Source organism: Nitratireductor sp. J20-h4, assembly GCF_056780505.1.
Genome location: NZ_CM165557.1, coordinates 3220579 through 3243133, shown reverse-complemented (window position 1 = coordinate 3243133; position 22555 = coordinate 3220579). Strand labels below are relative to the sequence as shown.

The window sequence follows — 22555 nt, the reverse complement described above, 5'->3', positions numbered from 1 at the left end:
CTGCTCGATCACATCGAGCAAGCGCGCGATCAGTGCGGCCTCAGTCACCGGTCACGGCCTCCGGCAGGCGCACTTCCCACGGCGCGTCGAAGAAGAATTCCTCCAGGTTGGAGCCGTCGCCGCCGCGGTCGACAACCAGGAAGTCCTGCGGCGCGCCGATCGGCGTCAGCACGGCATGCCAGGTGTTGCGGCGGTAATTGACGCCCTGGCCTGGGGCGGTCACGAAGGCATGCGGCGCGCCGGGTCCCTCGGGCCCGTCGGCACACACCACGACGAGAAACGGCGCCGGCGACAGCGGCATGAAGGCCTGGCTGCCGAACGGATGGCGTTCGACCATGCCGAGCGTCAGGGGAAAGGCGTAGGGCGTGGCCTTGAACAGCGAGACGAGAACGCGCGCGTTCGGGCCCGTGGCCTCGACCCGGGCGAGATCGTGATAGCGTTCGCACTTGCCGCTATTGATCGAAAAATGGTTCGGCCAGTCGGTGTCGAGCACGTCGCCGAAGGCGGCGAAGGCCTCGCGGGTCAGCGGCTGGGCGGTGACGGCGCGCGTCATCGCGGCGCGATCCCGCCGAGAGCCATGTGGCGGTTGACGTCCTTGTAGAGCAGATAGCGGAACTTGCCCGGCCCGCCGGCGTAACAGGCCTGGGGGCAGAAGGCGCGCAGCCACATGAAGTCGCCCGCCTCGACCTCGACCCAGTCCTGGTTCAGCCGATAGACCGCCTTGCCCTCCAGCACGTAGAGCCCGTGCTCCATGACATGGGTTTCGGCGAAGGGAATGACCCCGCCCGGCTCGAGCGTGACAATGGTGATGTGCATGTCGTGACGCATGTCGGCCGGATCGACGAAACGCGTGGTGGCCCACACCCCGTTGGTGTCGGGCATCGGTGTCGGGGCGATCGCGGCCTCGTCGGCGAAAAACGCCTCGGGCACGTCGATCCCCTCGACGCGCTCATAGGCCTTGCGGATCCAGTGGAACCGCACCGGCGCGCCGCTTTCGTTGCGCGCGCTCCAGCCGCAATCGGGCGGCAGGTAGCCGAACCAGCCGGGGCCCATCGTGTGGCGGTCGCCGCCCACGGTGACGGTCAGTTCGCCCTCGACGACGAACAGGGCGCCCTCGGCGCCGGCGTCGGGCTCGGGGCGGTCGCTGCCGCCGCCCGGCGCGACCTCCATGATATATTGCGAAAAAGTCTCCGAAAAACCCGACATCGGCCGCGACAGAACCCAGCAGCGGGTCTCGTCCCAGAACGGCAGCAGGCTGGTGACGATGTCGCTCATCACGCCTTTGGGGATCACCGCGTAGGCGTCGGTGAACACCGCACGGCCGGTCAGCAAGTCGGTTTGCGGGGGCAGGCCGCCACGCGGCGCGTAATAGGGGCGGTTGCTCATCGTGACATCCCTCATAGCGGCAGAAGGTCCCTCAGCCTCAGCAGCGCGATGCGCTCCACCTGTGTGCAGGCGGTGGCGAATTCGATGTCGCGGTCATTGTCGATCCGCGCCTCGAACGCGGCCAGGATCTGGTCCTTGGTCAGCCCCTTGACGGCGATGATGAAGGGGAAGCCGAACTTCTTGACATAGGCGGTGTTGAGCTCGGTGAAGCGGGCCCGTTCGGCGTCGGTCAGCGCGTCGAGCCCGGCCGAGGCCTGTTCCTTGCTGGATTCAGCGGTCAGACGCTTGGCCTGGGCGAGCTTGCCGGCAAGGTCGGGGTGCGCGGTCAGAACCCCGAGGCGTTCGTCCTGGCTGGCGGAACGGAACATGCGGCAGAGCGCGTTGTGCAGGCCGCCGGCCGTGTCGTGGGCCGGGCCGAGTTCGAGCATGAAGGCGCGCTCGGCGATCCAGGGCGAGTGCTCGAAGATCGAGCCGAAGCGCTCGACAAACTCGGCGCCGCCCATGCGCGAGGGGCGCAGCGCCGGGGCCCGGTAGGGGTGATGCTCGGCCCAGTGGCGGGCAATGTCGATGCGCCGTGCGATCCAGACCCGCTCGTGGTTGGTGACATAGTCGATGAAGCGTTTCAGCGCGGCGGCGCGGCCGGGCCTGCCGATCAGCCGGCAATGCAGGCCGATATTGAGCATGCCGGGGCGACCGTTGCGACCCTCCTCGTAGAGCGTGTCGAACGCGTCCTTGAGATAGGCGAAGAACTGGTCGCCGGAGTTGAAGCCCTGCGGCGTGGCGAAGCGCATGTCGTTGGCGTCGAGCGTATAGGGGATGACGAGTTGCGGCGCGATCGCGTTGCCCTGGCCGTCATGGTCGAGCCAATAGGGCAGTTCGTCGTCATAGGTGTCGGAAACATAGGCGAAGCCGCCTTCCTCCGCCGCGAGCCTGACCGAATTGACCGAGGTGCGGCCGAGATAGATGCCTGCGGGGCGCTCGCCGACCACTTCGGTATGCAGCCTGATCGCCTCGTCGAGATCCGCGCGTTCGTCGGCCGGCGCATGGTCGCGATAGTCTATCCAGCGCAGCCCGTGTGTGGCGATCTCCCAGTCGGCCTCGCGCATGGCGGCGACCTGGTCGGGCGAGCGTGCGAGCGCGGAGGCGACGCCGTAGACGGTCACAGGCACATTGGCCTGCGTGAACAGGCGGTGCAGGCGCCAGAACCCGGCCCGCGCGCCATATTCGTAGATCGATTCCATGTTCCAGTGACGCATGCCGGCCCATGGCGCCGCGCCGACGATCTCCGACAAAAAGGCTTCGGAGGCCGCGTCGCCATGCAGCACGCAGTTTTCGCCGCCTTCCTCGTAATTGACCACGAACTGGACGCACACCTGAGCACCGCCCGGCCATTCCGGGTCGGGCGGGTTGGCGCCGTAGCCGCGCATGTCACGAGGATATCTGGTCGGCTGCATCGCTTTACTGTCTTCCTTCCGGACGGAAATTTCAGCTCTTCATGTTCAGAGTATCAAAGGGCCGTGGCGTGATTGCCCCAAAAAAATTTGAAAGTCTTTTCAAAGCGCTTCCGCCGGTTGAACCTTATGCGCGACCGCGATTTGCTGCACAATCGCAATGCTGGGGTGAAAGCCTCGGCCAGTTGACGACGATGGGAGAGGACGGCGAGGAATGGCGGCGAGTGAAGGACGTTTGACAACGCATGTGCTGGACACGGCGACCGGCAAGCCGGCGGCCGGTCTGTCGATCGCGCTCTATCGCATCGAGGGCGAACGCCGCACCCATCTCAAGACCGTCTCGACCAATGCCGACGGGCGCTGCGATGCGCCGATGCTGGCCGGCGACGCATTCGCGACCGGCCAGTACGAACTGGTGTTTGCTGCTGGCGACTATCTGCGCGCCAACGGTGCGGAGCTGCCGGAGCCGGCCTTTCTCGACGAGATCCCGTTGCGGTTCGGCATGGCCGAGACGACCCATTATCACGTGCCGTTGCTGCTCTCGCCCTACGGCTACTCGACTTACAGGGGCAGTTGAACGATGACTGAAATCCGTTCCGAAATCCGCTTCATGCTCAATGGCGTGGAAACCGCGCTGCCGGATGTGCGCGCCGACGAGACCTTGCTCGACTATCTGCGCCTCAGGCGCTCGCTCAAGGGGACGAAGGAAGGCTGCGCGGAAGGCGATTGCGGCGCCTGCACGGTGCTGGTCGGCCGCCTGACGCCGGACGGACTGATCTATGAAAGCGTCAATGCCTGCATCCGTTTCCTCGGCTCCGTCAACGGATGCCACGTCGTCACCGTGGAACATCTGAAAGGGCAGGACGGCGCGCTGCATCCCGTGCAGCAGGCGATGGTCGATTTCCACGGCTCGCAATGCGGCTTCTGCACGCCGGGCTTCGTGATGTCGCTTTATGCCTTGTGGATGCGCCGCGCCGATCCGACCGAGGCCGATATCGAAAAGGCACTGCAAGGCAATCTGTGCCGCTGCACGGGCTACCAGCCGATCGTCAAGGCCGCGCTCGCGATATCAAGCTATGGCCGCGTCGACAGCGACGTGCTGGCCGGCGAGCGGGCGCGCGTGGAAGCGGCGCTGAACGCGTTCAGGGACGGCGCGCGTGTGGAGATCGGCCAGGACGGTCAGCGTCTCGTCATTCCGGCCAGCGTCGACGATCTGGCCGCGGTTCTGGAGGCCGAACCCACGGCGACGATCGTCGCCGGCTCGACCGATGTCGGGCTGTGGGTGACCAAGTTCATGCGCGAGATCGCGCCGGTGGTGTTCATCGCCCACCTGGACGCGTTGCACGCCATGACGGAAAAGGACGGCGTCATCTCGATCGGCGCCTGTGTGTCCTATACGGAAGCGTTTTCGCTCCTGTCGCGCCGCATTCCGGCCTTCGGGCCGCTGATCGACCGGATCGGCGGCGAGCAGGTGCGCAATATGGGCACGATCGGCGGCAATATCGCCAACGGCTCGCCGATCGGCGACACGCCGCCGCCGCTGATCGCGCTCGGCGCCACCGTGACCCTGCGCAAGGGCGAAACCCGGCGTACCATCGCGCTCGAGGATTTCTTCATCGATTACGGCAAGCAGGACCGGCGGCCGGGCGAGTTCGTCGAACGCATCGACGTACCGGTGCCCGACCAAGGCACGCACTACGCGGTCTACAAGCTGACCAAACGGCGCGATGAGGACATTACGGCCGCGCTCGGCGCGTTTCATCTGACGCTCGCGGCGGATGGCACGGTGGCGTCGGTGCGGATCGCCTATGGAGGCATGGCTGCGACGCCCAAACGCGCCGCGGCGGTGGAGGCCGCGCTCACCGGCAAGCCGTGGTCGAGCGACACGGTGGATGCCGCGATCGAGGCCTATGCGCAGGATTTCGCCCCGATCAGCGACATGCGCGCCTCGGCCGACTATCGCATGCTGGCCGCCCGCAACCTGCTTCGTCGGTTCTATCTGGAAACAACGACGCGCGGCACACCGGTGCAGGTGTCACGTTACGAGGCGGCCTAGGCCAAGGGAGAGACCGATGAACAAACACGCCACGGCCGACCTCAAGGCGACCCGCATTCTGGGTGGGGTCGCCACCGATCAGCGCCACGATTCCGCGCACAAACATGTCACCGGTGCGGCTGTCTATATCGACGACATGCCCGAGCCGGCGGGGCTGTTGCACGCCTGCCTCGGCCTGTCGACGGTGGCGCATGGCGCGATCCGCGCGATGGACCTGTCGGCCGTGCGCGCCGCGCCCGGCGTGGTCGATGTCCTGACCGGCGCCGACATGCCCGGCTCCAACGATATCAGCCCGACCGGACGCGCCGACGAGCCGGTGCTTGCCGCCGACACGGTGCAGTTTTTCGGCCAGCCCATTTTTGTCGTGATCGCCGAGACGCGCGAACAGGCCCGCCGCGCCTGTCGGCTGGCCAAGATCGAATACGACGAAAAACCCTTCGCCACAGATATCTGGGATATGGACCGCCGGACGGGCAAGCTGGTCACCGATCCGCTGACGCTCAAGCGCGGCGACGCAGCGGCCGCGATCGAGTCCGCACCGCGGCGCATCAAGGGCACAATGCGGCTCGGCGGCCAGGACCATTTTTATCTCGAGGGACAGATCGCGATGGCCCTGCCGGGCGAGGACATGGACGTGACCGTCTATTCCTCGACCCAGCATCCGAGCGAAGTGCAGCACATGGTGGCGCATGTGCTGGGCGTGCCCTCGCATGCCGTCACCGTCGAAATCCGGCGCATGGGCGGCGGGTTCGGCGGCAAGGAGACGCAAGGCAACCAGTTCGCCGCGATCGCCGCGGTCGCGGCCAAGAAACTGGGCCGGGCGGTCAAGATCAGGCCCGACCGCGACGACGACATGACCGCAACCGGCAAACGGCACGATTTCGTCATCGATTACGAGGTCGGCTTCGACGACGAAGGCAACATTCTGGGCGTCGATTATCTCTACGCGGCGCGCTGCGGGTATTCTTCCGACCTGTCCGGTCCGGTGACGGACCGGGCGCTGTTTCACTGCGACAACACCTATTATTATCCGGCCGTGCGCGCCCAATCGGCGCCGCTCTACACCAACACCGTCTCCAACACCGCGTTTCGGGGTTTCGGCGGCCCGCAGGGCATGATCGGCTGCGAGCGCGTGGTCGACGAGGTCGCCTTCGCGCTCGGCAAGGACCCGCTGGAGATCCGCAGGAAGAATTTTTACGGCACCAGCGATCGCAACGTCACGCCCTACCACCAGACGGTGGAGGACAACATCATCCACCGGATCGTCGACGAGCTCGAAGAGAGCGCCGACTATCAGGCACGGCGGCGTGCGATCGCCGACTTCAACGCCGGCTCGCCGGTGGTCAAGCGTGGACTGGCGCTGACGCCGCTGAAGTTCGGCATTTCCTTCACTGCGACCCATTTCAACCAGGCGGGCGCGCTGGTGCATGTCTATGCCGACGGGTCGGTGCATCTCAACCATGGCGGCACCGAGATGGGGCAGGGGCTCTATGTCAAGGTTGCGCAGATCGTGGCCGAGGAGTTCCAGATCGACATCGACCACGTCAAGATCACCGCGACCACCACCGGCAAGGTGCCCAACACCTCGGCGACGGCGGCCTCGGCGGGTTCGGATCTCAACGGCATGGCCGCCCAGGCCGCCGCTCGCACGATTCGCGACCGGCTGTGCGATTTCGCCGCCGAGAAATACGGCGTGCCGCGCGAGCAGATCGAGTTCCTGCCCAACCGGGTCAGGGTCGGCAACCAGGAGATCGCCTTCGGCGAGTTGACCCAGCAGGCCTATATGGCCCGTGTCCAGCTTTCGGCGACCGGCTTCTACAAGACGCCGAAGGTGCGCTGGGACCGCGACAAGGGTGAAGGCCATCCGTTCTATTATTTCGCCTATGGCGCGGCCTGCGCGGAAGTTTCGATCGACACGCTGACCGGCGAATATATGGTCGAGCGTGCCGATATCCTGCACGAGACCGGACGGTCGCTGAACCGCGCGATCGACATCGGCCAGATCGAGGGCGGCTTCATTCAGGGCATGGGCTGGCTGACGACGGAGGAACTCGTCTGGGACGACAAGGGCCGGCTGCGCACGCATGCGCCCTCGACCTACAAGATCCCGCTTGCCTCCGACCGCCCCAAGGTCTTCAACGTCACGCTTGCAGACTGGCCGGAGGCGCATGAGCCGACCGTGCACCGCTCCAAGGCGGTCGGCGAACCGCCCTTCATGCTGGGGATGTGCGTTCTCCACGCCTTGTCGGATGCGGTGGCTGCTGTCGGTGAGCACAAGGTGTGTCCGCGTCTTGACGCGCCGGCGACACCCGAAAGGGTGCTGATGGCGGTCGAGCGCGTCCGCGCCCAGACCAAAAGCTAACCGGGGATCGCCGGCACGGGCATCTCGGGCTAGAGTTGCGACCATGACGAAGACGGCCACAAGCCTGAAAGCCTTTCTCGACGCCCATCCGGCGGCGGCGAAGGTCGAGGTGACTGCCGCGAAAGGGTCGACGCCGCGCGAGAAGGGCGCATGGATGCTGGTTGCGCCGGAAAGGATTTTTGGCACGATCGGCGGCGGACAGCTCGAATTCATGGCGATCGACGAGGCTCGGTCCTTGTTGCGCGGCGCGTCAACCTCCAAGGCGGAACCGGCGAAGGCGCTCGACATCCCGCTCGGTCCCGAGATCGGGCAGTGCTGCGGCGGACGGGTCGGGCTGTCGATCGAGCGGGTCGATCAAGCCTTGCGCGACACGCTTCTCGCCCGCGTCCGGTCCGAGGACGACGCGCTGCCGCGCGTGCTGGTCTTCGGCGGCGGCCATGTCGGCCGGGCGTTGGCCGAAGCGCTCGTGCTTTTGCCGGTTCTTGCGACGGTGGTGGAAACCCGGGCTGAGGCGATCGCCGGATTTCCCCAGGATGTCGAAACCCGCCTGACCGCCGTGCCGGAGGAACTCGTGCGTTCAGCACCGCCCGGCACCGCCTTCGTCGTGCTGACGCATGACCATGCGCTCGACTTCCTGATCGTGTCCGAGGCGCTGAAGCGCGGCGACGCGGCCTATGTCGGCATGATCGGCTCGGCGACCAAGAAGGCGACCTTCAGGAGCTGGTTCCTGAAAACCGCCGGCGGCAGCGCGGCCGCGTTTTCGCGGCTGGTGACCCCGATCGGCGGCGACGGCATGCGCGACAAGCGTCCCGCCGTCATCGCCGCGCTGGCCGCTGCGGAGATCATGACGGCTCTTGCGGCGGCGTTTCAGCCTTCTTCCTCCGCCTCACGCTGAGCAGCAGCGACACCAGGAAAAACAGCATGAAGCCGGGGATCGCCGAGGCGATGGCCGAAGCGGCGGCGCCCATTTCACAGCCCCCGGATGCGCCCGGAGTGCCGCAGGAAGGATCGAGGGCATAGCCAAGCGCGAGCACGCCGACGAAAACCACCACCGGCAGGACGACGAGCCCGAGCAGGCCGAAGAGGGCGGCTTTGGCGATGATGCGGGCCATGGGTTGTCTCCCTTGCGGCCGGCGGGCGTTCAACGGCCGTCGAGAATGTCGCGGATCATGCGCTGGCAACGTTCGACCATGAAGTCGAGCAGCAGCCGGACCTTGGGGTCCTGATATTTCTTGTGCGGATAGACGGCGGCGAGTTGGACCGGGATCGGCGGTGTGGCTGTCATAATGGTTTTCAGCCGTCCTTCACGCAGGAACGGCTCGACCTCGAAGCGCGGCTTCATGACGATGCCATGCCCGGCGAGCGCCCAGCCGGTCAGCACGTCGCCGTCGTCGGAATCGTAGGGTCCGCGCACGTCCAGCTTGCGCGGGCCGTCGGGCGTGCGCACGGTCCAGAAGTGCTCGCGTGCGCCGGGATAGCGCAACATCAGGCAGTCATGCGCCAGAAGGTCGTCCGGGCTTTGCGGCTCGCCGCGCTTGTCCAGATAGGACGGGGCGGCGACCAGCACCCGTTCGCATTCCAGAACGCCACGCATACGCAGGCTGGAATCCTCCAGCACGCCGAGACGGAAGGCGACGTCGATCCCCTCGCGCATCATGTCGACGTCGTGGTCGGACAGCCTGAGCCGCACCTCGATGTCGGGGTAGCGCTCGCGGAATTCCGGGATGCCGGAGGCAAGCAGCCGGCGGCCGAGGCCGAGCGGCGCGGTGACGCGGATCGTGCCGCGCGGCTGGCCCGAAAGGGCGCTCACGGCGGCTTCAGCGTCGGCGACGGCGTCGAGCACTTTCTTGGCGCCGTCGTAAAAGACGCGTCCCTGCTCTGTCGGGGTGAGCTGGCGCGTCGTTCGGTTGAACAGGCGCACGCCCAGATGTTTTTCCAGTTCCTTGATGCGGTTGGAGGCGACGGCTGGCGAAATGCGCATGTCGCGTCCCGCCGCGGAGAGATTGCCGAGCTCCACCACGCGAACGAAAACGGCGACATTGTCGAGATAGGCCATGAAGTATCCCGGTGCGATCTGGATGACAGGGGACGGAGACTATTATTTTCCAGATTTTTTTGAAAGTGCTCGGTGACTGCGCCTCTTTTCGTTTGCGGCCGAGGCCGTAAAGTCGCCTGGACGAGGAGGGCATGCGCCGATGTACGATCTTGCGATATTCTGGGACTGGCTGAGCTTTGGAATGCGCTGGCTGCATGTTGTCACGGGCATCGCCTGGATCGGCTCATCCTTCTATTTCGTCGCCCTCGATCTTGGCCTGCGGAAGGGCCCGAACCTTCCCGAAGGCGCGTTCGGCGAGGAATGGCAGGTTCACGGCGGCGGCTTCTACCACATCCAGAAATATCTGGTCGCGCCGGCGGAGATGCCCGAGCACCTGACCTGGTTCAAGTGGGAAGCCTACGCCACCTGGCTCACCGGCTTTGCCATGCTCGCCATCGTCTATTACGCAGGCGCCGACCTCTATCTTGTCGATCGTAGCGTGCTCGACGTGTCGGCGGGAACCGCGATCCTGATCTCGCTCGCCTCGTTGACGGTGGGCTGGATCCTCTACGACCAGCTCTGCAAGTCGCCGCTGGCCAACAACGACACCACCTTGATGCTGGTTCTGTTCGTTATTCTGGTGGCGATGAGCTGGGGCTATACGCAGCTTTTCACCGGGCGTGCGGCCTTTCTGCACCTGGGTGCGTTCACCGCTACGATCATGTCGGCCAATGTCTTCATGATCATCATTCCCAACCAGAAGATCGTGGTCGCCGACCTGATCGCCGGGCGCAAGCCGGATCCCAAATACGGCAGGATCGCCAAGACACGTTCGTTGCACAACAACTACCTGACTCTGCCGGTCCTGTTTCTGATGCTGTCGAACCACTATCCGCTGGCGTTCGCAACCGAGTTCAACTGGGTCATCGCATCGCTGATTTTCCTAATCGGCGTCCTGATCCGACATTATTTCAACACCGTGCATGCCAAAAAAGGCAATCCGACCTGGACCTGGGCGCTGGCGACGATCCTGTTCATCATCATCATGTGGTTGTCGACCGTACCGAAAGTGCTGACGGGCGAGGACAAGGCGGCCGCCGCTTCGGAACCTTTCATCGCCTCGGCGCATTTTCCTGCCGTGCGCGACACGGTTCTTGGCCGCTGCTCGATGTGTCACACGGCCGAGCCCGCCTATGAGGGGGTCTACATAACGCCGAAGAATGTCCGTCTCGACACGGATGAAACGATCGCGGACCGGGCGCGCGAAATCTACCTTCAGGCCGGGCGCAGCCACGCCATGCCGCCGGGAAACGTCACCTACATGACCGACGAGGAGCGGGCGCTGATCGTTTCGTGGTTCGAAGAGGCGCGCGGATCGAAGCAATGAGCGAGATCCTGATCAGGGGGCGGGTGCTCTCTTTCCTGCGCGAGCCGGTGGCGGCCGACGACCTTGCCGCTTGCCGGTACGAGGAGGACGGCGCGGTGTTCGTCAAACGCGGCGCGATCGTCGCCGCCGGCGATTTCGCCACCGTTTCGGCCGTGGCCGGCGATGCGCCGGTCGCCGATCACCGGCCGCATCTGGTTCTGCCGGGTTTCATCGACGCGCATGCGCATTATCCGCAGATGCAGATCATTGCCTCCTACGGGGCGGAACTGCTCGACTGGCTGAACGACTATACCTTCCCCGAGGAAACGAAATTTTCCGACGCCCAGCACGGGCGCCGGATCGCGCGGTTGTTCCTCGACGACATGATCCGCCACGGCACGACGACGGTGGCCGCCTATTGTTCGGTGCATGCAGCCTCCGCGGAGGCGTTTTTCGAGGAAAGCCATTCCCGCGACATGCTCAACATTGCCGGCAAGGTGATGATGGATCGTAACGCGCCCGAAGCCCTGACAGACACGCCGCAATCGAGCTATGACGATACCAAGGCGTTGATTGCGCAGTGGCACGGCAAGGGCCGGCAGCTTTACGCGATCACGCCGCGCTTTGCCATCACCTCGTCGCCTGAGCAGATGGAGATGGCCCAGGCGCTGGCGGAAGAACATCCCGGCTGTCACGTCCAGACGCATCTTTCGGAAAACCAGGCCGAGATCCGCTGGACCGAACAGCTCTACCCGCAGGCGAAGGACTATACCGACGTCTATGCCCGTTACGGGTTGCTGGGACGCAAGAGCCTTTTCGGCCATTGCATCCATCTGACCGATCGCGAGGCCGACGCGATGTCGGAAACCGGCTCGGTGGCGGTTTTCTGCCCGACCTCCAATCTCTTTCTCGGCTCGGGCCTGTTCGACTATCAGCGTTACCGCAAGCGCGAACGGCCGCTGCATGTGGCGGTGGCGACCGATGTCGGAGGCGGCACCAACTATTCCATGCTCAGGACGCTGGACGAGGGCTACAAGGTGATCGCGCTCCAGGGCGAGAAACTCAATCCGCTGGCCTCGTTCTGGCAGATGACGCGCGGCAATGCCGAGGCGTTGTCGATCGCCGAGCGGGCCGGCACGCTGGACGCGGGCACCGACGCCGACATCGTCGTGCTCGACGCCTGGGCGACGCCGACGATGCGCACCCGGATGGAAACCGTCGAAACGCTGTCTGAGGAACTGTTTCTCCTGCAGACGCTCGGCGACGACCGCGCCGTACGCGAGGTCTATATCGCCGGCCGGGCCGCCAAGCTCGGCGGCTGAGGCCGACCCGCAGTCAGGCCGGGGGCGTGGATCGCGGCCGCGGCCGGTGGCTTTATCCGGACAGGCATCTTGCCGCGTGCGGGTGAACCCTTCATACGCGCGTTGGAGGGAAAATGCCCAGACTTGCCGCGAATTTGACGATGCTGTTCACCGAGGTCCCGTTCATGGACCGGTTCGAGCGCGCCGCGCGTGCCGGGTTCGGCGCGGTCGAGTTCCTGTTTCCCTACGACCACGACGCTCGTGAGATCGCCGCCGCGCTCGAAGAAAACCGGCTCGACCCGGCGCTGTTCAACATGCCGCCGGGCGACTGGGCGGCGGGCGAGCGCGGGCTCGCAGTCGATCCGCGCCAGCGCGCGCGGTTTCGCGAGGCTCTCGCCCTGGCGCTCGACTATGCCGCGGTGCTCGGCGCGCCGCTGATCCACTGCATGGCCGGCGTGGCGCCTAAGGAAATCGACCGCCGCGAACTGGAGGAGAATTTCACCGACAATCTCGCCCATGCCGCCGCCGAGGCGGCCCGGTGCGGTGTGCGGATCGTGATCGAACCGCTCAACCGGTTCGACATGCCGGGCTATTTTCTGGAGACCATGGCCGAGGCGGCCGCGATCCTCGACCGGGTCGGTTCGGACAATCTTTCCCTGCAATACGACATCTACCATCAAAGCCGGACCGGGGGCGAAATCGTGGCGACGTTCGAGCGCCACCGTGCGCGGATCGCCCATATCCAGATCGCCGGCAATCCGGGCCGGCACGAGCCCGACTGTGGCGAGATCGACTATCGCGCCGTCCTGGCGGCGCTCGACGCGCGCGGTTATTCGGGTTTCGTCGGCTGCGAATACCTGCCGGCGGGACGGACCGAGGACGGGCTCGGCTGGGCGCGGGACTATCTCGAAAAGCAGGGCTGAACTGGTAGGCGCCGGTTTCGGCCCTGCCTAACCGGCGATGTCGACGACGCCGCAATCGCCGGCCTCGGAACCGAAGGCGACGCGGCGGCCTTCGCCATCCCAGTCCAGCGCGGTGATCGCGCCCTTGCCCGGCCGCCGCAGCAGCACTTCTTTCTGGTCGGCGATGCGGGCTGCCAGCACCATGCCGTCGCCGAAGCCGATGGCGACGAATTCGTCGGTCGGATGGCAGGCGACCGCCGTAACCATGGTGTCGGCGCGCGTGCCGAGTTCGACCGGCGCCTTGCCCATCGGCCCGTCCTTGCCGGAAAACGGCCACACGATCGCGGCCGGCGCGCCGGAGGTGGCCAGCCAGCGTCCCTTCGCCGCCCAGGACCAGGATTTCACCTTGGCGGGATAGCCGCTCATGCGCATGTGCTTGCCGTCGGCGAGCTTCCAGCCATGCAGCGCGTTTTCCTGCATGGTGGTGACGAGAAAATTGCCGTCGGGCGAAAAGGTGATGCCGGTATGGGCGCCGTCCCAGGTCAGGTCCACCGGCGTGCCGTCGGCGGCGGGGAAATGCAGCGTCGCGCCATTGTAGCGGGCGACGCCGATGCGCATGCCTTTCGGCGCAAAGGCGACGCCTTCCACCGAGCGCGGATGGGCGAAGTCGCGCAGGCGTCCGTCGGCGAAACGCACATAGGCGGTGCGGCCGGAGGCAAACGCCACCGCGCCCTGGGGACCGCCGGCCAGCGCGGTAACCCATTTGCGTCCGATCGAGGCAAGTTCGCGTAGATCGCCCTCAGGCGTCACGGCGCAGACGCGTCCGTCCTCACCGGCGGTCAGAAGCGCCTTGCCGTCGCCGGCCGGTGTCGCCGCCAACAGCCCGTCATGCGCCTCGACCGTCTTGTGTCCGTTGTCGAGCCGGTGGACGGCGCCGTCGGCGAGCGCGAAATGGGGTATGCCGGCGATCCAGCGCGCACTCAGGCAATGGGCGTTGAGATCGAGAGGGGCGACAGTGGGCATGAGCGTCGGCGTTCCTGGGTCAGTGCGGTCTGCGGCGCCCCGGTCCCGGAGGCGACGGCGCCAAAGCGAGGTCGGGCGTCAGGCCTGGCACGCCTCGAAGGTGCGTTTCAGCCGTTCGGCGTCGAGGTCGCGGCCGATGAAGACGAGCCGGCTTTCGCGCTTTTCGTCGTCGCGCCAGGCGCGCTGGTGGTCGCCCTCCACGATCATGTGCACGCCCTGCACCATGTAGCGCTCGTCGTCGCCGGCAAGCGCGATAATGCCCTTCAGCCGCAAGATGTTCGGGCCGTCGATCTGGGTCGTCTTCTCGATCCACGGGAAGAATTTCTTCGGATCGAGCGCGCCGCCGCGCAGGGAGATCGACCGCACCGAGACGTCGTGGATCGGCGAGGCGTCGTGATGGTGGTGATGATCGTGGCCGGCATGGTCGCCATGATCGTGATCGCAATCGGGTCCGCAGGCGTGGTCGGGGTGGCCGTGATCGAGAAAATGCGGGTCGTTGTCGAGCGCGCGCGTCAGGTCGAAGGCGCCGCGGTCGAGCACCTCCGCAAGCGGCAGTCCGGCGCGGGTCGCGCGGTGAATGCGCGCTGACGGGTTGATCGCGCGGATGGTCGCCTCGAGCGCCGCGAGCTCGTCCTCGTCGACCAAGTCGGTCTTGTTGACGACGACCACGTCGGCGAAGGCGATCTGGTCCTCGGCCTCGCGGCTGTCCTTCAGCCTGAGCGGCAGGTGCTTGGCGTCGACCAGCGCCACAACGGCATCGAGCCGAGTCTTGGCGCGCACGTCGTCGTCCATGAAAAAAGTCTGCGCCACCGGCACGGGATCGGCCAACCCGGTGGTTTCGACCACGATGGCATCGAACCGCCCGGGCCGGCGCATCAGCCCTTCGACGACGCGGATCAGATCGCCGCGCACCGTGCAGCACACGCAGCCATTGTTCATCTCGTAGATTTCCTCGTCGGATTCCACGATCAGTTCGTTATCGATCCCGATCTCGCCGAACTCGTTGACGATGACGGCGTAACGCTTGCCGTGGTTTTCGGTGAGGATGCGGTTGAGCAGCGTGGTCTTGCCGGAACCGAGATAGCCGGTCAGCACGGTGACTGGAAGTTGGGTTTGCGTATCGGACATCAAGTCCCCCGGGGCGCGAATTGCGGATCGATTTCCATATAGGATGGCGGCTGATCCAATGCACGCTGGCAGCGGCGAAACAAGGCCCGAATCTCGCCAGCCCTTTCCGCCGTCAGGCAAAATAGGCCAGGTCGAAGCGGTCGACATCCGCAAGCAGGTCGACAAGTCCGCGCGCGGCGTGATCGAGCAGACGCTCGCCGGCCGCCGCGCTGGCTGCGCTCGCGTCGCCGACCACGCCGTGCGGCGACAGATCACGCATCGTCCAGCCGAACGCATGCGGGCCGTAGGCGCGCAGATGGGTGAAGCGGGCGGCAAACCCCTCCTGCGCGGAAGCGAATGCCGCGGCCTTGTCCATGTCGACCAGGTCGGGACGCAGCGCCAGCATCACCGACGTCTCGACAAAGCCGCCGTGAATGCCGAAGGCCCGTTCGGTCTCGCCGACGAGGCCCTCGGGATACCCGAAGCGCGGCCAGCTCGTGGCGACCGCCAGCATGGTTTCGCGCACGCGCAGTTCGGTGGCGACGATCGTCATCAGCGGCGCGTTGCCGCCATGCGCGTTGAGCATGACGAATTTCCGGCAGCCGCGCGCGGCCTGTTCGGCGCCGATCGCGATCCAGCGTTCCACGGCCTCGCCATAGGACAGGCTTTCGGTGCGGCCGAGGTCGAGATGTTCGATCGAATAGCCGACCGGCTCGGCCGGCAGCCAGGTCACGTCGATGCTTTCCGGCAGCATCCGGCCGGCGCGGGCGGCGACCGCCTCGGCGATGATGGTGTCGGTTTCGGCGGGCAGATGGGGGCCGTGCTGCTCGCGCGCGCCGAGCGGCAGGACCGCGATGGTTTTGCCGGCGCGGGCGCGTGCACGCTCGACTTTGCCGGCTTCGCTTTTTGTCATGGAACTGAAATCAACCTTTGCCATAAGTTCGTCGGCGAATGGGTCGCCCGGTCTTCATGCCGTTGTCCCGCTTGTCGGACACCAGACGTCAAAGCCCGAAAGCGACGGCCGTCCGAATCTAGATCGATTGCGGCGAACATGGGAGGGGCAAATGGCCAAAACGGAAAAAGGGGCGGCGATCAACCGCCTGCAATCGGCGGCGCGGCTGGTTCGCACCGCGCTCGCCGCACGCCTGCTCGATCACGGCTTTTACGCCGGCCAGGACCAGATCATGCTCGCGCTCGCGCGCGAGGACGGCCAGACGCCGGGCCAACTCGCCAGCCGGCTCGGCGTGCGTCCGCCGACGATCACCAAAACCATCAACCGGCTGCAGGCGCAGGACTTCCTGTCCAAACGTCCGTCCGACAGTGACGCCAGACAGGCGAACGTCTTCCTGACCGAGGCCGGCCGCGACGCGATCAAGGCGATCGAAAAAGCGGTGCGCAAGACGCAAAAGATGGCGCTCAAGGGGCTCGACAAGAAGGAACAGAAGGCCTTCTTGAAAATGCTGGCGCGCATCGAGGACAATCTGTCGGGCACGGAGCGGCTTCCGGACCCGGAGCGGACCGAACTCGCCGAAGAAGCGGGCGAGGCGTTGTAGGGCCGCGCGAGAGTGCCCGGCACAACGGGGAGCGCTCGCAAATAGGCCTTGCCCTTGGAGACGGTATGGCCGACACGGCAGGGTGCTTTCCCACGAGATCGGCTGCAGGCCTTGAGCAAGGACAATTCCGTCACCGACACCGCCACGCCGCTGGCAGCGATCCTGCTGGTGTTCGCGGCCGGGGTGCTGTTTTCCTTCCTCGATACCAGCGCGAAGTTTCTGGGCGCGGCCGGGCTTGCGCCACCTTTCATCGCCTGGGTCCGGTTTGCCGTTCACCTGGTTCTTGCCGTCCTCATCCTGCGCCCCTGGCGCCATCGCGCCGCGTTCCGGGTCGCCAGCGCGCCGCTTCAGGTCCTGCGCGGCATGTTTTTGTTCGGCGCGACCTTCTTCAATTTCCAGGGGCTGAAGACCCTGCAGCTCGCCGAGGCCGTGTCGATCTTCTTCTTCGCGCCGATGGTCATCACCGCGCTCGCCGGCCCGTTTCTGGGCGAATGGGCCGGCTGGCGGCGCTGGGCGGCGATCATTGTCGGGTTCGCCGGTGTGCTGGTGATCACGCGCCCGGGGGTCGGCGTGTTCGAAATCGGCCATCTCTACCTGATCTGCGCGATGCTGAGCTATTCGTCCTACGTGATCATGACCCGCAAGATGAGCGCGACCGAAACCGCCGAAAGCCTGATCTTCTACTCGGCGCTGGCGCCGGTGATCCTGATGGCGCCGGCGGTCCCGTTCTACGGCTCGGTGCCGGCATCGATGGTCGAGTGGGTCGTGCTCCTGTCGCTCGGCATCTATGGCGGCCTCGGGCACTGGTTGCTGATCAAGGCCTACAGGCAGGCAACAACCGGGGCGCTCGCCCCCTATCCCTATCTGCAAATGGTGTGGATGATCGTGCTCGGCTATCTGGTCTTCGGCGACGTGCCGGACGGCTTCACGCTCAGCGGCGCGGCGATCATCGTGGCGAGCGGGCTTTACATCGTGCATCGCGAACGCCGGTTGCGTATGCGCTCGGCTTCGGCGCCGAATGCGGAAACCGGCAGCCTGTCGAAAAGGCTTTGAAATGGTGTAGGGCAATGGCATAAGCGCGGTTAAACGGTTTAAAACGACCCGGGCGGATCGTCGGGAGGGGCGTTCTGGCGCAGAAAATCAAGCTTTCGACCATCGCCGAGGCACTCGGCGTGTCCACGGCGACGGTGTCGCTGGCGCTGCGGGACAGTCCGCTGGTCGCCGACGCCACACGCGAACGCATCAAGGACCACGCGCGCGCGATCGGGTACATCTATAATCGCCGCGCGGCCAGCCTGCGCACCTCCCGCTCCGGCATTGTCGGCGTGGTCGTGCACGACATCATGAACCCGTTTTTCGCCGAAATCCTGCGTTCGATCGAGAGCGAACTCGACCGCAGCCGGCAGACGTTCTTGTTGTCCAACCATTACGACCAGCTCGAAAAGCAGCGGACTTTCGTGGACACCCTGCTGCAGCTCGGCGCCGACGGCGTCATCATGTCGCCGGCGATCGGCACGCCGCGCGAGGATATCCGGCTGATCGAGGAAAACGGCCTTCCCGCCGTGCTGATCGCGCGCTCGGTCGAGGGCGCGGAAGTGCCGGTGTTTCGCGGCGACGACGCCTACGGGATCGGGCTTGCCACCAATCATCTGATCTCGCTCGGCCACCGTCGCATCGCCATGATCGGCGGCACGGACCAGACCTCCACCGGCCGCGATCGTTACCAGGGTTACGTCGCGGCGATGGAAAAGGCCGGTCTCGTCGTCGCGCCGCACTGGCGCATTCCGGGGCCGCGCACCAAGCAAAGCGGCTTCGAGGTGGCCGGGCAGTTTCTGGCCCTGCCGGACAAGCCGACCGCGGCGGTCTGCTGGAACGATCTGGTGGCGATCGGGCTGATGAACGGCATCGCCCGTGCCGGGCTGGTGCCGGGCGTCGACATCTCGGTGACCGGCTATGACGACCTCGAAGAGGCGGCGATCGCGACGCCGGCCCTGACCACGGTGTGGAACGGCCAGCGCGATGTTGGCCGCCGCGCGGCGCGCGCCCTGCTCGACCGGCTGAACGGGGTGCCCGTGACCGCCGCGCAGGAACTGATCAAGCCGGAGTTGCATGTGCGGCAATCGACCGGCAAACCCGTCGAGCGCGACTGAAACCGCGTCGCGCGAAGCTGCGCCACATAGTGTTGACATGCGCCCAGGGGCGGGGGCGCCGTGCCGTAGGAGACGCGGCTTTCCATCGCGCGCTCGCACGCCAAGTGGTTCCCGATTTTTCCGATCACGGCTTGGCGAACGGAGCGGGCCGGCGATGCTTGCCGGCGGGGCGAGCCATGCTTACGGTGTCGGCGCGACATCAACGAGAAACTGGTTCATCATTTCCATGCGCGATATTTCCATTCTGGTGCCCGGCCGGCTGCATGACCACGCGGTAAAGCGGATTTCGGACGCGTTCCGACTGGTGCCCCTGGAGGCCGCCGATCCGGGTCTGTTGAGCGGACGATCCTCCGAGGCTGTTCGCGGCATCGCGGCGATGACCACGATCGACGCGGCGTTCATCGACGCGCTGCCGAAACTGGAAATCATCGCCAATTTCGGCGTCGGCTACGATGCCGTGGACGCAAACCACGCCGCGTCGAAGAAGATTATGGTGACCAACACGCCCGACGTTCTCAACGAGGAGGTGGCAGACACCGCGGTCGCATTGCTGCTCAACACGGTGCGCGAGTTTCCAAAGGCCGAGGCCTATCTGCGCGCCGGCCGGTGGGCGCGGGAAGGCGGCTATCCGCTGACGCCGGCCACCCTGCGCGGTCGCCGTGTCGGCATATTCGGACTGGGGCGCATCGGTCAGGCGATCGCGCATCGTCTGGAGGCCTTCGGCCTGCCGATCGCCTATCACAACCGCCGACCGGTCGCCGGTGTCTCCTACGCCTATCACGACAGTCTGCGCGGACTTGCCGAGGCGGTCGACGTGCTTGTCTCGGTGGCTCCGGGCGGGGCACAGACCCACAAGATCGTTGATGCCGGGATCCTGGAAGCGCTCGGCCCGGATGGTGTCTTCATCAATATCGGGCGTGGCAGCACGGTTGACGAGCAGGCGCTGATCGCGGCGCTCGCGACCGGCACCATTCGCGCCGCCGGCCTCGACGTCTTTGCCGACGAACCGCATGTGCCGCAGGCCCTGCTCGACCTCGACAACGCCACGCTGCTGCCGCATGTCGGCTCGGCCTCGCAGGCGACGCGGGAGGCGATGGCCGATCTGGTGGTCGACAATCTGCTTGCCTGGTTCGACGAGGGGCGCGTTCTGACCCCGGTTCCCGAAACCGCCGGATTGACCGCGGCTCGACCCGGTTAACCGTTCGTTAACCAGTTCGCACCACCTTCCCAGGCGTGGGGGTACAAGCAAGGATGATTCGCGGTGAAGCTGCTTTCCGTGCTCGTCTTGGCGCTTGCCGCCACGGCCGGCCTCTATGTCACGTCGGACGGGGCGTCTGACGGCGCGTCGCGCGAGATCGCGACCGCGTCCGACGGCCAGTATTCGCTCTATCGGGTCGGCGGCGCCGAGCGCTGCCTGGTCGAGCGCGCGGGCGATGCGGCACAAGGCCGGTTCCGCCTTGTCCTCGAACCCGGTTGCGGCGACGTCGACGAACGGCTCGCGCTTGTTCGTTTCGGCCGCGACGAGGGCGACGGGCTCTTGAGCTTCTTGTCGGAGGATGGTTCTTCGGTGGTCGAATTCGCGGTCGCCGACGGCATCGCTTACGAATCCGTTCGCCCGGAAGCGCCGATCTTCCAGCTTCTTTCCGAATTCTGACCCTTGGCCAGCGACATGGAGCCGACAGAGCCCTATTCGGCCGCTGCCCCCGCGTGGCCGCGCTCGGCCACATAAGCGCGCACGGCCGAACCGAACGCCTGAAAAATGCGGCGCGAGGCGCTGTCGGTCTCGACCCAGTATTCGGGATGCCATTGTACGCCGATCGCGAAGCCCTTGGCGCCCGGGACCGATACGGCCTCGACCGTGCCGTCCTCGGCCACCGCCTCGATGTCGAGTCGTGGCGAGAGACGTCCGACGGCCTGCCGGTGAACGGAATTGACTTCGATCGCGCCGGTCTCGAACAGATCGGCCAGACACGATCCCTCGGCAAAGCTGACGCGGTGACGGATGGCGAAACGCTCGTCGTGGAACTCGCTCGGCGGGGCGCGGTGGTCCATGATGCCGGGGCGTTCCTGAATTTCGGTCGCCAGCGTTCCGCCAAGCGCGACGTTCAGTTCCTGAATGCCGCGGCAGATGGCGAGCAGTGGCACGCCGCGTTCGATCGCCTTGCGGATCAGAGGCAGTGTGGTGGCGTCGCGGGCCTCGTCATAGGGGCCGTTGCGCTCGGTGGCGTCGCCGCCATAGAGCGCGGGATGCACGTTGGTCTTGGACCCGGTGATCAATACGCCGCCGACCTGATCGAGCAGGGCGTCGAAATCGATGCGCGCCCCGAAACAGGGCAACAGCATCGGCAAGACGTTCGCGCCCGACAGGGCGGCCTCGACATATTGGTGGGGCGTGGCGTGCCAGGTGTAGCGGTCGAAGACGCGCACATCGGTTGACACGGCGACAAGAGCCGGTTGCATTTCATCCATCCTATGCCGGTCGCCCGGAGGCGGTTGCCAGACGCGGTCCGCAGCAGGTTCCCGTATGGCCCGCAGATCCGGTCCAGCCCCGCGAATAGAGCCGGAATCTAACCGTCTTTGCCATCACTTCCAACCGCTCTGTGGCGCAATTGCGGCGAATGCGCTGCGTGTATTGATGCGGGTCGGAGTCGGATGGAACCGGGCCTTGTCGGCACCGTCCGGCAGCCGTTTTTTGCAACACGACCGGCATATTGGGAGGTTTTTTATGGATCGTCGTTCGTTTATCAAGGCCGCGGGGCTGGCTGGCGGCACGGCCGCGCTCGCCACGCCGGCCATCGCGCAGGGAAACATGACGTGGCGCATGGTCACGACGTGGCCGAAAAATTTCCCGGGGCTCGGCGTCGGCGCCCAGCGCCTGGCCGACCGCATCACCGCCGCCTCGAACGGCAGGTTGACCGTGCAGGTCTATTCGGCCGGTGAACTGGTGCCGCCGCTGCAGTCGCTCGACGCCGTCATCGACGGGTCCGCCGAAATGAGCCACGGCGCGGCCTATTACTGGCAGAACAAGAGCCAGGGTCTCGCCTTCTTCACCGGCGTTCCCTATGGCATGACCTCGCGCGAGCTCGCCGCCTGGGTGCGCTATATGGGCGGGCAGGAAGTGTGGGACGAGATCTACGACCAGTTCGGCGTCCAGGGTTTCCTGTCCGGCGACACCGGCACGCAGGCCGGCGGCTGGTTCCGCGACGAGCTGAGCGGACTCGATAGCGTCGAGGGGCTGCGCTTCCGTACGCCGGGGCTCGGCGGCCGGGTCTGGGAAAAGATCGGCGCGACGGTGACCAATATGGCGGCCGGGGAAATCTTCCAGGCCCTACAGTCGGGCACGCTCGACGCGGCCGAATTCGTCGGTCCCTACAACGATTTGGCGCTGGGCTTCTACCAGGTCTGCAAGAACTATTACTTCCCCAGCTTCGTCGAGCCGGGGCTGGCGACCGAGCTTGTCGTGTCGAAGGCCAAGTACCAGGAACTGCCGTCGGACCTGCAGGCCATCGTCAAGGATGTGTGCCAGGCCGAATACGACCAGGTCGCGTCGGATTTCTACGCAAACGACCCGCGCGCCCTGCAGACTCTGGTCAACGACCACGGCGTCAATGTGCGCGCGTTCCCCGATGACATTCTGGAGGCCGGTGCCAAGGCTGCGGCCGAGATCATGGGTGAATTGCGCGATTCCGGTGACGCACTGACGAAGAAGACCACGGAAAGCTTTATTGAGGCACTCAATATCCTGCGGACCCGGACCGAGGGCACCGACGGTGCCTTCATCGCAGCCCGCGAGAAATTCTTCGCCATCTGACGATCGCGCCTCCGGCGTGGATCCAAAAGAGCCCCGGACAGTCACCGTCCGG

At 65.8% G+C, this 22555-nt stretch carries 22 protein-coding genes; 13 read left to right on the top strand and 9 right to left on the bottom strand.

What is annotated here, in order from left to right; translation table 11 throughout:
• Positions 1–40: 40 nt before the first annotated feature.
• From ACT2B0_RS15655 to puuE, 3 genes are read right to left on the bottom strand one after another with little or no spacing between them, the layout of a single operon-like run.
• Positions 41–553, bottom strand: coding sequence for an ureidoglycolate lyase (locus ACT2B0_RS15655; RefSeq protein WP_473459022.1), 513 nt, complete (start codon positions 551–553; stop codon positions 41–43).
• Entirely contained in the window at positions 550–1386 is an 837-nt protein-coding gene (locus ACT2B0_RS15650; protein WP_473459020.1) for a bifunctional allantoicase/(S)-ureidoglycine aminohydrolase, read from the bottom strand. Before ACT2B0_RS15650 ends, ACT2B0_RS15655 begins: the two co-directional genes overlap by 4 nt.
• Positions 1387–1397: 11 nt before the next feature.
• Entirely contained in the window at positions 1398–2840 is a 1443-nt protein-coding gene (puuE, locus tag ACT2B0_RS15645; protein ID WP_473459018.1) for an allantoinase PuuE, read from the bottom strand.
• Positions 2841–3051: 211 nt separating this feature from the next.
• On the opposite strand from puuE, the gene uraH reads away from it, so the two are divergent.
• Genes uraH through xdhC form a run of 4 tightly spaced genes read left to right on the top strand, consistent with a single transcriptional unit; the run spans position 3052 to position 8150 of the window.
• On the top strand, positions 3052–3414 hold the full coding sequence (gene uraH / locus ACT2B0_RS15640; RefSeq protein ID WP_473459016.1) for a hydroxyisourate hydrolase: 363 nt from the start codon (positions 3052–3054) through the stop codon (positions 3412–3414).
• A gap of 3 nt (positions 3415–3417) precedes the next feature.
• Complete coding sequence (xdhA, locus tag ACT2B0_RS15635; protein WP_473459014.1) at positions 3418–4893, top strand: xanthine dehydrogenase small subunit; 1476 nt, start codon at positions 3418–3420, stop codon at positions 4891–4893.
• A gap of 16 nt (positions 4894–4909) precedes the next feature.
• Positions 4910–7255, top strand: coding sequence for a xanthine dehydrogenase molybdopterin binding subunit (gene xdhB / locus ACT2B0_RS15630; protein WP_473459012.1), 2346 nt, complete (start codon positions 4910–4912; stop codon positions 7253–7255).
• 43 nt (positions 7256–7298) lie between these two features.
• The gene (gene xdhC, locus ACT2B0_RS15625) at positions 7299–8150 is read left to right on the top strand and encodes a xanthine dehydrogenase accessory protein XdhC (RefSeq protein ID WP_473459010.1); all 852 of its coding nucleotides are present in this window, start codon (positions 7299–7301) and stop codon (positions 8148–8150) included.
• On the opposite strand, the gene ACT2B0_RS15620 is transcribed toward xdhC, so the two are convergent.
• The gene (locus ACT2B0_RS15620) at positions 8098–8367 is read right to left on the bottom strand and encodes a hypothetical protein (protein ID WP_473459008.1); all 270 of its coding nucleotides are present in this window, start codon (positions 8365–8367) and stop codon (positions 8098–8100) included. The two genes, xdhC and ACT2B0_RS15620, sit on opposite strands and share 53 nt — an antisense overlap.
• A gap of 29 nt (positions 8368–8396) precedes the next feature.
• Positions 8397–9311: a LysR family transcriptional regulator gene (locus ACT2B0_RS15615; protein ID WP_473459006.1), complete on the bottom strand. Its 915-nt coding sequence runs from the start codon at positions 9309–9311 to the stop codon at positions 8397–8399.
• A gap of 139 nt (positions 9312–9450) precedes the next feature.
• Here ACT2B0_RS15615 and ACT2B0_RS15610 point away from each other — a divergent pair, with 139 nt between their 5' ends.
• From ACT2B0_RS15610 to otnI, 3 genes are all read left to right on the top strand, one after another.
• Complete coding sequence (locus tag ACT2B0_RS15610) at positions 9451–10677, top strand: urate hydroxylase PuuD (protein ID WP_473459004.1); 1227 nt, start codon at positions 9451–9453, stop codon at positions 10675–10677.
• Entirely contained in the window at positions 10674–11978 is a 1305-nt protein-coding gene (guaD, locus tag ACT2B0_RS15605; protein WP_473459002.1) for a guanine deaminase, read from the top strand. Before ACT2B0_RS15610 ends, guaD begins: the two co-directional genes overlap by 4 nt.
• A gap of 113 nt (positions 11979–12091) precedes the next feature.
• Positions 12092–12880, top strand: coding sequence for a 2-oxo-tetronate isomerase (gene otnI / locus ACT2B0_RS15600; RefSeq protein ID WP_473459000.1), 789 nt, complete (start codon positions 12092–12094; stop codon positions 12878–12880).
• Positions 12881–12907: 27 nt separating this feature from the next.
• On the opposite strand, the gene ACT2B0_RS15595 is transcribed toward otnI, so the two are convergent.
• From ACT2B0_RS15595 to ACT2B0_RS15585, 3 genes are all read right to left on the bottom strand, one after another.
• Positions 12908–13882 (bottom strand): WD40 repeat domain-containing protein, encoded by a 975-nt coding sequence (locus ACT2B0_RS15595; RefSeq protein WP_473458998.1) that lies wholly within the window; start codon positions 13880–13882, stop codon positions 12908–12910.
• 78 nt (positions 13883–13960) lie between these two features.
• Positions 13961–15010, bottom strand: a complete 1050-nt coding sequence (locus ACT2B0_RS15590) for a CobW family GTP-binding protein (RefSeq protein ID WP_473458996.1) — start codon at positions 15008–15010, stop codon at positions 13961–13963.
• Positions 15011–15122: 112 nt separating this feature from the next.
• Entirely contained in the window at positions 15123–15902 is a 780-nt protein-coding gene (locus tag ACT2B0_RS15585) for a creatininase family protein (RefSeq protein WP_473458994.1), read from the bottom strand.
• 151 nt (positions 15903–16053) lie between these two features.
• Here ACT2B0_RS15585 and ACT2B0_RS15580 point away from each other — a divergent pair, with 151 nt between their 5' ends.
• From ACT2B0_RS15580 to ACT2B0_RS15560, 5 genes are all read left to right on the top strand, one after another.
• Positions 16054–16542: a MarR family winged helix-turn-helix transcriptional regulator gene (locus ACT2B0_RS15580; protein WP_473458992.1), complete on the top strand. Its 489-nt coding sequence runs from the start codon at positions 16054–16056 to the stop codon at positions 16540–16542.
• A 111-nt stretch (positions 16543–16653) separates the two neighbouring features.
• On the top strand, positions 16654–17595 hold the full coding sequence (locus ACT2B0_RS15575) for a DMT family transporter (RefSeq protein WP_473458990.1): 942 nt from the start codon (positions 16654–16656) through the stop codon (positions 17593–17595).
• A 74-nt stretch (positions 17596–17669) separates the two neighbouring features.
• Positions 17670–18692, top strand: coding sequence for a LacI family DNA-binding transcriptional regulator (locus ACT2B0_RS15570; protein WP_473466026.1), 1023 nt, complete (start codon positions 17670–17672; stop codon positions 18690–18692).
• A 226-nt stretch (positions 18693–18918) separates the two neighbouring features.
• Positions 18919–19890 carry a 2-hydroxyacid dehydrogenase gene (locus tag ACT2B0_RS15565; protein ID WP_473466023.1) on the top strand — a complete coding sequence of 324 codons (972 nt, stop codon included), beginning with the start codon at positions 18919–18921 and terminating at the stop codon, positions 19888–19890.
• Between the two features lie 63 nt (positions 19891–19953).
• On the top strand, positions 19954–20346 hold the full coding sequence (locus ACT2B0_RS15560; RefSeq protein WP_473458988.1) for a hypothetical protein: 393 nt from the start codon (positions 19954–19956) through the stop codon (positions 20344–20346).
• Positions 20347–20378: 32 nt separating this feature from the next.
• Here the strand turns inward: ACT2B0_RS15560 and ACT2B0_RS15555 are convergent, their stop codons facing one another.
• Positions 20379–21152 carry a gamma-glutamyl-gamma-aminobutyrate hydrolase family protein gene (locus ACT2B0_RS15555; RefSeq protein WP_473458986.1) on the bottom strand — a complete coding sequence of 258 codons (774 nt, stop codon included), beginning with the start codon at positions 21150–21152 and terminating at the stop codon, positions 20379–20381.
• Positions 21153–21417: 265 nt separating this feature from the next.
• Here ACT2B0_RS15555 and ACT2B0_RS15550 point away from each other — a divergent pair, with 265 nt between their 5' ends.
• On the top strand, positions 21418–22503 hold the full coding sequence (locus tag ACT2B0_RS15550) for a TRAP transporter substrate-binding protein (RefSeq protein ID WP_473458984.1): 1086 nt from the start codon (positions 21418–21420) through the stop codon (positions 22501–22503).
• Positions 22504–22555 lie beyond the last annotated feature (52 nt).

Coding starts and splice junctions, on each gene's coding strand:
- ACT2B0_RS15655 (WP_473459022.1), bottom strand. CDS start 553: ATGACGCGCGCCGTCACCGCCCAGCCGCTGACCCGCGAGGCCTTCGCC.
- ACT2B0_RS15650 (WP_473459020.1), bottom strand. CDS start 1,386: ATGAGCAACCGCCCCTATTACGCGCCGCGTGGCGGCCTGCCCCCGCAA.
- puuE (WP_473459018.1), bottom strand. CDS start 2,840: ATGCAGCCGACCAGATATCCTCGTGACATGCGCGGCTACGGCGCCAAC.
- uraH (WP_473459016.1), top strand. CDS start 3,052: ATGGCGGCGAGTGAAGGACGTTTGACAACGCATGTGCTGGACACGGCG.
- xdhA (WP_473459014.1), top strand. CDS start 3,418: ATGACTGAAATCCGTTCCGAAATCCGCTTCATGCTCAATGGCGTGGAA.
- xdhB (WP_473459012.1), top strand. CDS start 4,910: ATGAACAAACACGCCACGGCCGACCTCAAGGCGACCCGCATTCTGGGT.
- xdhC (WP_473459010.1), top strand. CDS start 7,299: ATGACGAAGACGGCCACAAGCCTGAAAGCCTTTCTCGACGCCCATCCG.
- ACT2B0_RS15620 (WP_473459008.1), bottom strand. CDS start 8,367: ATGGCCCGCATCATCGCCAAAGCCGCCCTCTTCGGCCTGCTCGGGCTC.
- ACT2B0_RS15615 (WP_473459006.1), bottom strand. CDS start 9,311: ATGGCCTATCTCGACAATGTCGCCGTTTTCGTTCGCGTGGTGGAGCTC.
- ACT2B0_RS15610 (WP_473459004.1), top strand. CDS start 9,451: ATGTACGATCTTGCGATATTCTGGGACTGGCTGAGCTTTGGAATGCGC.
- guaD (WP_473459002.1), top strand. CDS start 10,674: ATGAGCGAGATCCTGATCAGGGGGCGGGTGCTCTCTTTCCTGCGCGAG.
- otnI (WP_473459000.1), top strand. CDS start 12,092: ATGCCCAGACTTGCCGCGAATTTGACGATGCTGTTCACCGAGGTCCCG.
- ACT2B0_RS15595 (WP_473458998.1), bottom strand. CDS start 13,882: ATGCCCACTGTCGCCCCTCTCGATCTCAACGCCCATTGCCTGAGTGCG.
- ACT2B0_RS15590 (WP_473458996.1), bottom strand. CDS start 15,010: ATGTCCGATACGCAAACCCAACTTCCAGTCACCGTGCTGACCGGCTAT.
- ACT2B0_RS15585 (WP_473458994.1), bottom strand. CDS start 15,902: ATGACAAAAAGCGAAGCCGGCAAAGTCGAGCGTGCACGCGCCCGCGCC.
- ACT2B0_RS15580 (WP_473458992.1), top strand. CDS start 16,054: ATGGCCAAAACGGAAAAAGGGGCGGCGATCAACCGCCTGCAATCGGCG.
- ACT2B0_RS15565 (WP_473466023.1), top strand. CDS start 18,919: ATGCGCGATATTTCCATTCTGGTGCCCGGCCGGCTGCATGACCACGCG.
- ACT2B0_RS15555 (WP_473458986.1), bottom strand. CDS start 21,152: ATGCAACCGGCTCTTGTCGCCGTGTCAACCGATGTGCGCGTCTTCGAC.
- ACT2B0_RS15550 (WP_473458984.1), top strand. CDS start 21,418: ATGGATCGTCGTTCGTTTATCAAGGCCGCGGGGCTGGCTGGCGGCACG.